Origin of the sequence: Pseudomonas sp. MPFS, assembly GCF_022537035.1 — a bacterium.
Lineage (GTDB): Bacteria > Pseudomonadota > Gammaproteobacteria > Pseudomonadales > Pseudomonadaceae > Aquipseudomonas > Aquipseudomonas sessilinigenes.
In genome coordinates this window covers 4,108,652-4,120,792 of record NZ_CP066123.1, presented here as the reverse complement: position 1 = coordinate 4,120,792, position 12,141 = coordinate 4,108,652, and the positions used below count along the sequence as shown (strand labels likewise).

General features: G+C 63.6%; 12 protein-coding genes and 1 tRNA gene. 12 read left to right on the top strand and 1 reads right to left on the bottom strand.

Annotated elements, in window-relative coordinates; genetic code table 11:
* Window positions 1-38 precede the first annotated feature (38 nt).
* The 7 genes from uvrY (at window position 39) to I9018_RS18760 (ending at window position 5,989) form a co-directional block, all read left to right on the top strand.
* A complete protein-coding gene (gene uvrY, locus I9018_RS18790) occupies window positions 39-680 on the top strand; it encodes a UvrY/SirA/GacA family response regulator transcription factor (RefSeq protein WP_011061841.1) in 642 nt (213 codons plus the stop codon).
* 1 nt (window position 681) lies between these two features.
* Complete coding sequence (uvrC, locus tag I9018_RS18785) at window positions 682-2,505, top strand: excinuclease ABC subunit UvrC (protein ID WP_068580282.1); 1,824 nt, start codon at window positions 682-684, stop codon at window positions 2,503-2,505.
* A gap of 32 nt (window positions 2,506-2,537) precedes the next feature.
* Window positions 2,538-3,098 carry a CDP-diacylglycerol--glycerol-3-phosphate 3-phosphatidyltransferase gene (gene pgsA, locus I9018_RS18780; protein WP_068580280.1) on the top strand — a complete coding sequence of 187 codons (561 nt, stop codon included), beginning with the start codon at window positions 2,538-2,540 and terminating at the stop codon, window positions 3,096-3,098.
* 65 nt (window positions 3,099-3,163) lie between these two features.
* Window positions 3,164-3,239 (top strand) — tRNA-Gly (locus I9018_RS18775).
* Between the two features lie 461 nt (window positions 3,240-3,700).
* Window positions 3,701-4,204: a hypothetical protein gene (locus tag I9018_RS18770; RefSeq protein ID WP_241107180.1), complete on the top strand. Its 504-nt coding sequence runs from the start codon at window positions 3,701-3,703 to the stop codon at window positions 4,202-4,204.
* Window positions 4,205-4,385: 181 nt separating this feature from the next.
* Window positions 4,386-5,264: a glyoxalase III HchA gene (gene hchA, locus I9018_RS18765; RefSeq protein WP_068580909.1), complete on the top strand. Its 879-nt coding sequence runs from the start codon at window positions 4,386-4,388 to the stop codon at window positions 5,262-5,264.
* Window positions 5,261-5,989, top strand: a complete 729-nt coding sequence (locus tag I9018_RS18760; RefSeq protein WP_241107179.1) for a PA1136 family autoinducer-binding transcriptional regulator — start codon at window positions 5,261-5,263, stop codon at window positions 5,987-5,989. Before hchA ends, I9018_RS18760 begins: the two co-directional genes overlap by 4 nt.
* A 62-nt stretch (window positions 5,990-6,051) precedes the next feature.
* On the opposite strand, the gene I9018_RS18755 is transcribed toward I9018_RS18760, so the two are convergent.
* Entirely contained in the window at window positions 6,052-7,038 is a 987-nt protein-coding gene (locus I9018_RS18755) for an NAD(P)H-quinone oxidoreductase (protein WP_241110169.1), read from the bottom strand.
* Window positions 7,039-7,202: 164 nt separating this feature from the next.
* Here I9018_RS18755 and I9018_RS18750 point away from each other — a divergent pair, with 164 nt between their 5' ends.
* The 5 genes from I9018_RS18750 (at window position 7,203) to I9018_RS18730 (ending at window position 12,141) form a co-directional block, all read left to right on the top strand.
* On the top strand, window positions 7,203-8,099 hold the full coding sequence (locus tag I9018_RS18750; RefSeq protein WP_241107178.1) for a LysR family transcriptional regulator: 897 nt from the start codon (window positions 7,203-7,205) through the stop codon (window positions 8,097-8,099).
* A 69-nt stretch (window positions 8,100-8,168) separates the two neighbouring features.
* A complete protein-coding gene (locus I9018_RS18745) occupies window positions 8,169-9,251 on the top strand; it encodes a glycosyltransferase family 2 protein (RefSeq protein WP_241107177.1) in 1,083 nt (360 codons plus the stop codon).
* A gap of 39 nt (window positions 9,252-9,290) precedes the next feature.
* Window positions 9,291-10,322: a hypothetical protein gene (locus tag I9018_RS18740; RefSeq protein WP_241107176.1), complete on the top strand. Its 1,032-nt coding sequence runs from the start codon at window positions 9,291-9,293 to the stop codon at window positions 10,320-10,322.
* A complete protein-coding gene (locus tag I9018_RS18735) occupies window positions 10,319-11,053 on the top strand; it encodes a diiron oxygenase (protein WP_241107175.1) in 735 nt (244 codons plus the stop codon). Before I9018_RS18740 ends, I9018_RS18735 begins: the two co-directional genes overlap by 4 nt.
* The gene (locus I9018_RS18730) at window positions 11,050-12,141 is read left to right on the top strand and encodes a hypothetical protein (protein ID WP_241107174.1); all 1,092 of its coding nucleotides are present in this window, start codon (window positions 11,050-11,052) and stop codon (window positions 12,139-12,141) included. Before I9018_RS18735 ends, I9018_RS18730 begins: the two co-directional genes overlap by 4 nt.

The following is a 12,141-nucleotide window of genomic DNA, read 5'->3' as shown; positions in this document are numbered from 1 at the left end:
TCCGGCAACCTATAACGACCATATCGCGAGGTGTCTGCTTGATTAGGGTGCTAGTAGTCGATGACCATGATCTCGTTCGTACGGGCATTACACGAATGCTGGCTGACATCGATGGCCTGCAAGTAGTCGGGCAGGCGGAGTCGGGAGAGGAATCCCTGCTCAAGGCGCGGGAATTGAAGCCCGATGTAGTGCTGATGGACGTGAAGATGCCCGGGATCGGCGGTCTTGAAGCTACGCGCAAGTTGTTGCGCAGTCATCCGGACATCAAGGTCGTGGCGGTAACCGTCTGCGAGGAAGATCCATTTCCTACCCGGCTGCTGCAAGCGGGCGCAGCGGGATACTTGACCAAGGGCGCGGGCCTCAACGAAATGGTCCAGGCCATTCGCCTGGTCTTTGCCGGTCAGCGCTATATCAGCCCGCAGATCGCCCAGCAGTTGGTGTTCAAGTCATTTCAACCGTCCAGTGATTCGCCATTCGATGCCCTGTCGGAGCGGGAAATCCAGATTGCGCTGATGATCGTCGGCTGCCAGAAGGTGCAGATCATTTCCGACAAGCTATGCCTGTCGCCGAAAACCGTGAACACCTATCGCTATCGGATTTTCGAGAAGCTCTCGATCAGTAGCGATGTGGAGCTGACGCTGCTGGCCGTTCGTCATGGCATGGTCGATGCCAGCCTCTGAAATGACCGACCTGTTTGATCCCAGTGCTTTTCTTTCTACCTGTAGTGGCCGCCCCGGTGTGTATCGCATGTTCGACAGCGATGCACGCCTGCTCTACGTGGGTAAAGCCAAGAACCTGAAGAACCGCCTCTCCAGCTACTTTCGCAAGACCGGCCAGGCACCGAAGACCGCCGCCCTGGTGGCGCGCATCGCCCAGATCGAAACCACCATCACCGCCAACGAGACCGAGGCGCTGCTGCTGGAGCAGACGCTGATCAAGGAGTGGCGACCGCCGTACAACATCCTGTTGCGCGACGATAAGTCCTATCCCTATGTATTTCTTTCGGATGGCGACTTTCCGCGTTTCAGCATTCATCGTGGGGCGAAGAAGCTCAAGGGCAAATACTTCGGGCCTTATCCTAGTGCCGGTGCGATCCGTGAGAGCCTCAGCCTGCTGCAGAAGACCTTCCAGGTTCGCCAGTGCGAGGACAGCTACTACAAGAACCGTACCCGGCCGTGCCTGCAATACCAGATCAAGCGCTGCAAAGGGCCCTGCGTGGGCTTGGTGGAGCCTGAGGTCTATGCCGAGGATGTGCGCCATTCGGTGATGTTCCTCGAGGGGCGCAGCAACGCATTGAGCGACGAATTGTCCAGCTCCATGGAAGCTGCCGCCAGCACCCTGGATTTTGAAAAAGCCGCCGAATTGCGCGACCAGATTGCTTTGCTGCGCCGAGTCCAGGACCAGCAGAGCATGGAAGGCGGTACCGGTGATGTCGATGTGGTGGCGGCTTTCGTCAACCCGGGCGGCGCTTGCGTGCACCTGATCAGTGTGCGTGGCGGGCGAGTGCTGGGCAGCAAGAACTTCTTCCCACAGGTCGGTATCGAGGAGGATGTTGCTCAGGTCATGCTGGCATTCCTGGGGCAGTACTTTGTCAGCAGTCCCGAGCGGGACTTGCCATCCGAGCTGATCGTCAATGTGACCCATGAAGACTTCCCGATCCTGATCGCTGCCATTGACGAGCTACGCGGTCGCGAATTGACCATCAGTCACAGGGTCCGTGGCACGCGTGCTCGCTGGCAACAACTGGCAGTGACCAATGCCGAGCAGGCCCTGGGGGCGCGCCTGGCCAACCGGCAACATGTGGCCGCCCGTTTCGAGGCATTGGCCGAGGTGCTGAACCTGGACGAGCCGCCGCAGCGCCTGGAGTGCTACGACATCAGTCACTCCAGCGGCGAGGCGACTGTCGCCTCCTGTGTGGTCTTTGGCCCGGAAGGTCCGTTGAAGTCCGACTACCGTCGTTACAACATCGAGGGCGTCACTGCGGGTGACGACTATGCGGCGATGCACCAGGCCCTGACCCGACGCTTCAGCAGGCTCAAGGATGGGGAGGGCAAATTGCCGGATATTCTCTTGGTCGACGGTGGCAAGGGGCAGCTCTCCATGGCTCGCGATGTACTCAATGAATTGGCCGTGCCTGACTTGATTCTCCTCGGTGTGGCCAAGGGCGCGACGCGCAAGGCCGGTTTCGAGACCCTCTACCTGAACGATGCGGCCCATGAGTTCACGCTCAAGGGCGACTCGCCAGCGCTTCACCTGATCCAGCAAATTCGCGATGAGGCTCACCGATTCGCCATCACCGGTCACCGTGCCCGACGTGGCAAGGCCCGACGCACCTCGACCCTGGAAGGGGTCGCAGGTGTCGGGCCAACACGCCGGCGTGATCTCCTTAAACATTTTGGTGGATTGCAGGAGCTGTCCCGTGCCAGCATCGATGAGATTGCCAAGGCCCCGGGAATCAGTAAAAAGCTTGCAGAGTTGATTTATGCAAACCTGCACAGCGAGTAGAATGCCCAATCACCTCGTAGCCAGTTGTGCCGATGAATATCCCTAATCTGATCACCGTTCTACGCGTCCTGCTTATCCCGATCTTCATACTGCTGTTCTATATGCCTTATAGCTGGAGCTACATGGCAGCCAGTTCAGTGTTCGCCTTCGCAGCCGCTACGGATTGGCTAGACGGGTATCTGGCTCGACGCCTGCAGCAGACCACGCCGTTCGGCGCGTTCCTCGATCCCGTGGCCGACAAGCTGATGGTGGCGGTGGCCCTGGTGTTGCTGGTGCAGGAGCACGCCAACCTGTGGCTGACCTTGCCGGCAGCGGTGATCATCGGGCGCGAGATCGTGGTCTCGGCCCTGCGCGAGTGGATGGCCGAACTTGGCGCCAGGGCGCAGGTGGCGGTGTCCAACATGGGCAAGTGGAAAACCGCGGCCCAGATGCTGGCGCTGGTAATCCTGCTGGCCAATCCCTCGGTCTTCAGCTTCTGGGTATTGCTGGGTTATATCCTGCTGATGGTGGCGGCAGGCCTGACCTTGTGGTCGATGCAGCAATACCTTCGTGCCGCATGGCCGCATTTGAAAATCGACGGCGATAAAAAATAAGTTTTTTTGAATCAAGGGGTTGACGTAGATTCTGGTTTCTATAGAATGCGCAACACCAAGACGATGCGGGAATAGCTCAGTTGGTAGAGCACGACCTTGCCAAGGTCGGGGTCGCGAGTTCGAGTCTCGTTTCCCGCTCCAAATTCAAAAAAAGCCACTCAACCGAGTGGCTTTTTTTATGCCCGAAATACAGGCCCGCGCTGCCGCAGCGGGGCATTCCCAGGCCGCTCGCTCAGTGGGTCTGCCAGGCGAAAAATCATCCCTGTCGGCAAAGCGTCTACCTGCCATGGCTGCGGGATTTCCCGGCATGATGATGCATCCACTCATCCATACCCAGCACGCACCGGACTCCCGCAGGCCCAGGCATATGCCATTGGCGATGTTAATGGTCTTGGCGTGGCCATATCGCCAACCAAGCTAGTTCAAGTATCCAATAGAATGGTGTTCCGGCCTTGGCCTCTGAACAAGAGCCTCAAGTCAAGCAAGGGGGTGCAATCATTCAATGGTCTTGGTTTGAAGATGGCCCCATGAATGCACTTAGCGTTCACCTGGCTTGGTGCGCTCATCTCGTGATGTTCAATGCAGTGGTGTGGAAGTGAAGAATGGCGAGTGAAAGTACGTATTCAAAAGAATGGCTTCGCTTGTCAGGAGCAGAGATGGAGCTGTTTTCAGCCTGCCATGAGTTTAGGCATTCTGCGGGCTTTATCAGCGAGTTGTCGTTGGCCCTCGCGGACCGTTTGGAGCAGGGAACCGCTCTCAGGTTTATCCGGGATGATGTGTTTGCGGATAATGAGCTTGATGATTTGCTTCCGGGAATTATTGATGCAGCGATAGAAGGTGATATAGGTAATGTGCCTCTCGCCAGAAGTGTGCTGCATAAGTTCAGGAAGAATGGTCTGCTCAAGGAAAAACTTGCGTCCAGTTTGAGCGGGTATCTCGAAGCCGAAGATTATTATGTGTACATGAGGGTCGCTGAGCTGTTGCTGGAGTTGGATTACTTCGATCTGAAAGCTGTTTTCGTGAGCAAATGCAAGGAAAGCGACAACGAGGATGTAGTCGAGGTTTATGACTTCTTTGCTGATGAGTTCAAGGCTGATGGCCTCTAGTTGAGGTGCTGGAGTCGTCTGGCCCGTGTTTCCGGCGCCGATGCTGTGACGGCGTAATCGAACAGCCTCCTGATAGCGACAACCTCTTCTGACGATGCTCGACTTGAGGGAAAACCCTCATTGCTGCCTACGTGCTTTCCTACAATGATGATGGAATTCGCCCTGCACAATGGAGCAAGCCATGAACCATACCCTCACCGACGACAAACGCCCGACGCCGGATCCGGCCGAGGACAATGCGTTTTTCCCCTCGCCGTATTCGCTAAGCCAATTCACTTCCGCCCACTCCGACCTCAGTGGTGCCGACTACCAGCGGCCCTATACCGGTGGACGCTGGAAGGTGCTGGTGATTGGTGCGGACGAGCGTTACCTGCTGACCGACAACGGCACGATGTTCTCCACCGGCAATCATCCGGTGGAAACCCTGCTGCCCATGTACCACCTGGACAAGGCCGGCTTCGGTTTTGATATCGCCACCTTGTCGGGCAACCCGGTCAAGTTCGAGTTCTGGGCCATGCCCTCGGAAGATGTCGAGGTCAAAGGCCTGTATGCCAAGTACCGCGACCAGTTCAAGCAACCCTTGAAGCTGGCCGAGGTCCTGGACAACGCCCTGGGCGCCGATTCCGACTACATCGGGGTGTTCATTCCCGGCGGCCATGGCGCGCTGATCGGCCTGCCCGAAAGTGCCGAGGTGAAAAAACTCCTGCAATGGGCCATGGCCAACGACAAGTTCGTCATTTCCTTGTGCCACGGCCCCGCGGCATTGCTGGCTGCCGGGCTGGGCGAGACCAGGGACTCCTGCCTGTTCAACGGTTACCGCATCTGCGCCTTCCCCGACGCCCTGGACGCCCAGACCCCGGCCATCGGCTACATGCCCGGCCACCTGACCTGGAAGTTCGGCGAGCAGCTGTCCGCCCTGGGGATCGAGATCCTCAACCAGGACATCTCCGGGGCCGTGCACCAGGACCGCAAGCTGCTCACCGGCGACAGCCCGCTGGCGGGCAACTCCCTGGGCAAGCTGGCGGCCACCGCGTTGCTGCAAGCGGTAGCGGCCGGGTGACTGCGACCAGCGCTGAAGCGGCCCTGCACAGCGTCCTGGAATTGGAGCGCGCCACGGCGCTGCCTGCGATCCAGGCGCTGGTGCGGGGCCTGGCGGGCCCTTTCGGTTATGACCGTTTCGTACTGTTTTCCGCCTCATCGGCCAGGGACGAGGTGCTCGAGCGCATCTACTGGGTCGAGGGGGACTGGTTCGGCGACGGCCAGGTGGTCGATGCCGCGACCTACGTGCGCCGCTGCCCGGTCACCCGGCATATCCTGGAGGCACGCGAGCCGTTCTTCTGGAGCAAGCGCGGGGACCGCTACCAGGTGGTCCGCCGCCCCCAGGGCGCCGGCCTGCATGGCCTGCAGGTGCCGGTGTTCGGTCCCTTGGGCCTGGAGGGCGCCATGAGCTTGGGCGGTGAGCGGATCGACAGCAGCCCCAGGGTTCGGCTGATGTTGGGCAGCGTCGCCAGTGCGGCGTTCTGTGCCGCACGGCGGTTGCTGGAGGTGGCCGTCAGCGACCCGTCCAGGCAGTTGTCGGATCGGGAGCGTGAAGTCCTGGCCTGGACCGCCGCCGGCAAGCGCCAGGCCGATATTGCCGTGACGCTGGGGTTGTCCGGGCGCACCGTGGAAAACCACCTGCGGGCGGCGCGTCGGCGCCTGGGCGCCAGTACCACCGCACAAGCCATCAAGGTGGCGGTGCGCAACGGCGAATTGGACGCCGTGCCTGGCCGCCAGGAGCCGTAGCCGGGTTGCCGGGCAGGGCACGGCCGAGGTCGCCATGGACAACCTCGGCCTGGGCTCCGGGGTTAGTGGGCGACGGTCAGCACCACCTTGCCGATGTGCTGGCCGGACTCCATCAGGGCGTGGGCCTGGTCGGCATCCGTCAAGGCGAAGGTCTTGAAGATCAATGGCTTGACCGCGCCGCTCTGGACATGGGGCCAGACCTTGGATTCCAGCTCGGCGATGATCCCGGCCTTGTCCTCTGGGCTGCGCGAGCGCAGGGTCGAGCCCATGTGGGTCAAGCGCTTGACCAGCATCGGGAACAGGTCGACCTGGGTCGCCGGGCCCTTGACCACGCCGATCTGCACGATCCGCGCGTTCATCGCCGCGGCCTGGAAGTTACGCGCCACATAGTCCCCGGCAATGATGTCGACGATGACGTCGACCCCAAGCTGCTCGGTCCCGAGCATCACTTGCTCGACGAAGTCCTCGCGGTTGTAGTCGATGGCCACGTCGGCACCCAGGGCCAGGCTGGCCGCCTGTTGTTGTGCATTGGCGACCGTGGTGAAGATCTTCGACGCGCCCAGGGCCTTGGCCAGCATGGTCGCCGTGGTGCCGATGCCGGAGGCGCCGCCATGCACCAGCAGCGATTCGCCGGTCTTGAACTGGCCGCGCTGGAACAGGTTGACCCACACGGTCATGAAGGTCTCGGGCAGCGCCGCGGCTTCGATCATCGACAGGCCGCCGGGCAGGTGCATGGTGGTGCGTTCGTCGGCGACCGTGTACTGGGCGTAGCCGCCGCCAGTGACCAGGGCGATCACCGGGTCGCCCACGCTGAAGCGCGTCACTTCGCTGCCCAGGGCCGCGACTTCCCCGGCGATTTCCAGGCCCGGGATGTCCGAGGCGCCGGCTGGCGGATCGTAGAGGCCCTTGCGCTGCAGCAGGTCGGGGCCGTTGACGCCGGCGGCGTGGACCCGGATCAAAATCTCCCGTGGGCCAGGGGTAGGCACCGCCCGGCGGGCAGGTTTCAATACCTGGGGATCACCCGGCCGGGTGATCTCGATAACGGTCATCTGCGCCTCTGGCGCACTATGGAAATGGCTCATAAATGGGTCCTGGTAAGGTGGATGCCGGCCGTTCGGGCTGGGGTGGGCAAAGGTTACGCAAGCGGGCCGGTGCCGGCGTGCGGCGATTTTGCGAGGCTGTGTTGCAATGATTCTTCATGGGGAAATCTTGAATGAACTGGGATGATGCACGGGTCCTGCTGGCCCTCGGGCGCGAGCTGACCTTGCGCCGTGCGGCGCGGGTCCTGCACGTGGACCAGGCCACGGTGGGGCGGCGTATCGCGGCCATGGAGGCGGACCTGGGATCGACCCTGTTCCTGCGCACTCCGGCCGGCTACCAGCTGACCAGCGTTGGCGAAATGGCGTTCGCGATGGCCGGGAAGATGGAGCAGATGGCCCTGGAGCTGATCCGGCGCACCGGGGGGATGGATAACGAACTGGCCGGCGAAGTACGGATCTCCACCACCGACTCCCTGGCCTGTGATTTCGTGATGCCGGCACTCAAGGCGCTGCACCTTGCGCACCCGGATATCCGCATCGTGCTCAACAGCACCTCCGAGGTGGTCAACCTGTCACGACGCGAAACCGATATCGCCATCAGGAACCTGCGTCCGGACAATCCCGACCTGATCCTGCGCAAGCTGGCCGAGTGGCCGATGGGCCTGTTCGCGACTCACGAATACCTGGAGCGCCATGGCCAGCCCGAGCCAGGCACCGGCTTCAAGGGCCATGACCTGGTGATGTACGAGCCGTATTGGCGGGATCGTGCGCAACCGACTTTGCTCGACGAGCCCATCGACCAGGCCCGGGTGGTGATGGCGGTGAACTCCAACATGTTGCTGCGGCGCTCCATCGCCCAGGGCCTGGGCATCAGCGAGATCCCCATCGAGATGGGCCGGCGTGACGGCCTGGAGCGGATCTGGCCCGGGCGCACGGCCGGCAAGCCATATGAGGTGTGGATGGTCACCCACCAGGACCTGCGGCATACCACGCGCATGCGCCTGGTGATGGAGCACCTGGCGCGGTCCTTCGCCAACACGGGCGGGACGGCGAATCCGCCGTTTGAATAATCCCCGGAATAATGCTGTGATTGCGCCCCTGAAGCCCGGCAGCCCTGCCTTTTCCTGAGATACCGCGCCATGGATAGCCAACAATCGACGACCCGGATGTCGCAACAGCCCGCCTGTGATGCCGGGACCCTGGCAGCGATCGCCAGCGGGACCGCGCTGGTGCTGGAAACCAACAACCTGCGCGGCGGCAAGGACGCGGCGCAGGCCCTGGACAGCCTCAAGCACCTGGTCGCCCGCCTGGCTCGCCAGAGCCTCTGCCCGCAATCGCTCGGCCAATGGGTCATCACCCACGATGGCCTCGGGCAAGCGGCCCGGGAGGCGCTGTGCGCACTGGCCGGGCGAGTGCTGGAGTTCGTCGAGATCGATCCCCGCACCGGTTATTACGAGGCCAAGAATATCGGTTTCGAGGCGGTCGACCAGGCGCGCTGCCAGTACGTGGTGTTCGCCGATGCCGACTGCCTTCCCGCCAGCCACTGGCTGGAACAGTTGCTCTTACCCTTCACCGAGGCGGATGCGCCCCTGGCCGTCGCCGGGCGCACCAGCTATGCCCCGAGCGTGGTCGGCAGCGCGTTGACCACCATCGACTTCATGTACTTCCCCAGCCCACTCGGTGCCCGGGCGACCCGCAATTTCTACGCGAACAACGTGGCCTTTCGTTGTGCCACCTTCGAGCAGTATCGCTACCAGCCGCTGGACGGCGTCTACCGTGCCCACTGCCAGGTCATGGGCCTGCGCCTGCAAGCGGCGGGGGTGGCGGTACGCTACGTTCCGGCGGCCCATACCGAGCACCGGTTGCCCGACAGCCGTGGCGAAGTGTTCAAGCTGCGCTGGTTGCGCGGTGGCGACAGTGTCGACCTGACCCCCTACCTGGTGCGTGCCTATATGCCGGGCTGGTTGCAGTGGCTTGGACGCAGCGGACCTATCGGCCCCTTGTGCGTGATGCTCGGGCGCGTGGGCTACAGCCTGCGCGCGCTCAACCACCAGGACCTGCCGGCCGTGCATGGCCGGCGGCGCCTGGGTGCGATCCTGGCGATACTCGGTATCTCGTCCCTCGATAGCGCCGGTGCGCTGGTCCGCGGGCTGGGGTTGAACATCGGCCGTGCCAGCGCGCGCCAGGGGCAAGCCCTGTCCTATCACCGCCAGCTGGATTGATCCGCGCCGCCCCCCTTGGCGCCCCTACAGGAAGTTCCCATGAGCATGAAACCCCTGGCCGCATTCGGCTCCTCCCTGGCGTGCCTGGCATGGTTGTCGTGCGCCGTCCCGGCCAGCGCCGCGTCCAGCGAAATCAGTGGCCGCAGCGTGCTGCACTTCGTCTCCGGTAGTGGCTGTGCGACGGTGCAGGGCGGCGCCGCGCAGGACTGCAACCGCCTGGCCCTGGACGTGGCGGACGCACGGGCCAGCGTTGACCCGCAGGCGCGCACCATAGTGTTCAGCGTCGAGGCCCAGCATGCCGGCAAGGGCGTGATCGGCGACGTGCTGCTGCATGGCAGCGGCATCGCCAGTGACGGCCAGCGCGTGCCCTTGAGCTTGCAGGTACTGGTGCGGCGCTCGGGCAAGACCTGGAAGGCCGACACCTATGTACATGCCCCGGTGCGTGGCACCTTCCGGGATATCGCCCTGGACCCTTACCAGATCAGCGTCCACCAGGGGCGTGACGAGTACGTGCTGCTCAATCCCGAGCTGGCGCGCAAGGTCCTGGCGCAGCCATCGATCGCCGCCCGGGTCGCCAGCTATTTGGTGGTGGTGCGTCCCAGCGAGGGGGAAAATCCGACGGCCGATGACATCACCATCGGCCTGGGGGTCGGGCGGGTCTCGAAGTCGCTGATGCGTGCCCGCTTCAGCTCGAGGCAACCAGGCAGCCTGCCGCTGGACCAGGTGCTGGAGCAGGGCACCTGGAATCTCAACCTGCAAGCCTTGAGCGGCCAGATTCCGCGGTGGGTGGTCCAGCGCCAGTTGTTCGTCTTCGGCCTGGAGGACAGCCCCTTGCTCGAGGACGTGCGCCAGCGTGGCTTGCGCAAGCACGACCGCCTGGAGCTGGGCGCGGTCAATGGCAAGGGCTACCTGCGTTACAACGGCCAGGAGCAAAGTTTCCCCGGGGCCACTGCCAGCGGTACGGCCTTCATGCGTGACAGCTTCATCGGCTTGATCCTGGCCTGGCATCGCAGCGCCCAGGCGGCCACCACTGCGACCCAAGGCGTGGACACCGAGCAGTCCGTGCCATGAGTGCCGGCGAAGCGCTTGCAAGCCAAGCGGACTTCAGTTGCCTGGACATGCCCCGGCCCCGTGGGCTGGGAGCCGTGCAGGCGCGCCTGGTGGACCGCATCAAGCGCCTCGCCCTGCAGCGCTTGCATCGCAGCGTGCGTGGGGAGCGCCTGCTGCTGCGCATCTACCTGGCCGGGGAGGATGCCACCGAACGTGCGCTGCTGGATGAGTTGCTGCCGCAGTCGCCACCCTGGCTCGAGCGCCAGGTCGAGCGGCACCTGGCCGATGAGCAACGGCACGTGACGCTGTTCGCCGCGGCCCTGGGCGAACGTGGCGGCGAAGGTACGGCACGCCTGGAGCCGGATTGGCTCAGCCGGCGCAAGATCCTGCGCTGGCAGCGCCTGGCCCGCCGCTATGTGGGGCATTTCGAGCATGGCCTGCTGGTGCCGGCCTATGCCACCGGCCTGTGTGCCGAACAGATGGCGCAACGGGTGCTGAGCCGCCACTGCGCGGTCATCGGCGCCGAGCATCGGCTGTATCCGTTGCTGTCGCAGGTCCTGGCCGATGAAAAGGCCCATGTGCGCTTGTGCCAGGGTACCTTGCAACGCATTGTCGCCCCCCATGAAACCGTGCATCTGGCGCGCCTGCTCAAGGATATCCGCCGGGTCGATGCGAGCTTTGGCGTGACCGGTGCCCTGGCGATGTACCTGGCCGGCTGGGTGCTGGGCGGTGGGCACGGCGCCATTCGATGACTCCACGCATTCTCTATCTCGCCACCGCCGATGCCCGTGGCCACCTGATGCGCGCGCAGTTGTTGGTGCATGCCCTGCGCGCGGCCGGCGCCCAGGTCGAGGTGCTGACCACGTCGGACCAGGGCCAGCGCTTCCTGCACAGTTTCGGGGTCCAGGCCGAGGTCCTGTCCCGCCACTATGCGGTGCAGTTCGACAGCCAGCAGAACATGCTGCGCCGGGCCACCAATCGCAATGTTGCCCAGTACCTGTTCCGTCCCGGGCGGATGCTGCGCGATATCCTCCAGCTGCGGCGCCGTTTGCGTGGCGTGGAGCTGGTGGTCAACGACTCCTTCCACCCGGCGTTGCTGTACATGGGCATGTTGCCGGGCTGGCGGCGCAAGGTGGTGCATGTGTACGGCGCGAGCCTGAAGGTGGCGTTGCTGAACAACTTCGACGGCATGTGGCCACGGCAGTTCGGGCGGTTGTTCGCGTGGATCGTCGGGCGCCAGATCGATGCCGCGCGGGGGCGCATCGAGCACGATTTTGCCTACGAGGTCGACGATACCGTGGCCCGAGCGCTGTATCGCCTGCCGACCCCGGTGGCCCTGGCCGAGGCGTTGCCGGAGGAGCTCACGGTGGGCGCGGCGGTGTACCTCAACCCGCACTTTCGCGAACCCGGGCTGGCCGACGCCCTGGAGGCCGGCCTGGGCGATGCCGGCCTGGATCGACACCTGGTGGGCGAAGGGTATGCCGGGCGTAACGGCTGGCTCGGAGTCGACCCGCACTGGGCCAGCCGCGCGGCCCGGGCGCAACTGCTGGTATCGGCACCGGGCATGGCGGCGCTGTCCATCGCCCGGGTCTACCAGCGGCCGATCATCCTGGTGGTGAGCGACCAGCCGGAGCAGACCAGCAATGCCGCCCGGGCCAGCCAGTTGCAACTGCTGCACCGGGTAGTGACCTGGCGCGGCGACATTGCCGACTTTCGGCGCCAGGTGAGCGCGGCGGCGCAGCAATTGAGCGCGGCCGCCCCAGCGCCTGACGTGGTGTCGGGCAACCAGCGGGCCCAGGCACGGATCGATGCCTGGGCCAACCACCTGCTTGGCTTGTGA

Bases quoted from the DNA above. Each gene is read 5' to 3' on its own strand.
- hchA (WP_068580909.1), top strand. From the start codon at position 4,386: ATGAACCATACCCTCACCGACGACAAACGCCCGACGCCGGATCCGGCC.
- I9018_RS18750 (WP_241107178.1), top strand. From the start codon at position 7,203: ATGAACTGGGATGATGCACGGGTCCTGCTGGCCCTCGGGCGCGAGCTG.
- pgsA (WP_068580280.1), top strand. From the start codon at position 2,538: ATGAATATCCCTAATCTGATCACCGTTCTACGCGTCCTGCTTATCCCG.
- uvrC (WP_068580282.1), top strand. From the start codon at position 682: ATGACCGACCTGTTTGATCCCAGTGCTTTTCTTTCTACCTGTAGTGGC.
- I9018_RS18735 (WP_241107175.1), top strand. From the start codon at position 10,319: ATGAGTGCCGGCGAAGCGCTTGCAAGCCAAGCGGACTTCAGTTGCCTG.
- I9018_RS18755 (WP_241110169.1), bottom strand. From the start codon at position 7,038: ATGACCGTTATCGAGATCACCCGGCCGGGTGATCCCCAGGTATTGAAA.
- I9018_RS18745 (WP_241107177.1), top strand. From the start codon at position 8,169: ATGGATAGCCAACAATCGACGACCCGGATGTCGCAACAGCCCGCCTGT.
- I9018_RS18770 (WP_241107180.1), top strand. From the start codon at position 3,701: ATGGCGAGTGAAAGTACGTATTCAAAAGAATGGCTTCGCTTGTCAGGA.
- I9018_RS18730 (WP_241107174.1), top strand. From the start codon at position 11,050: ATGACTCCACGCATTCTCTATCTCGCCACCGCCGATGCCCGTGGCCAC.
- I9018_RS18740 (WP_241107176.1), top strand. From the start codon at position 9,291: ATGAGCATGAAACCCCTGGCCGCATTCGGCTCCTCCCTGGCGTGCCTG.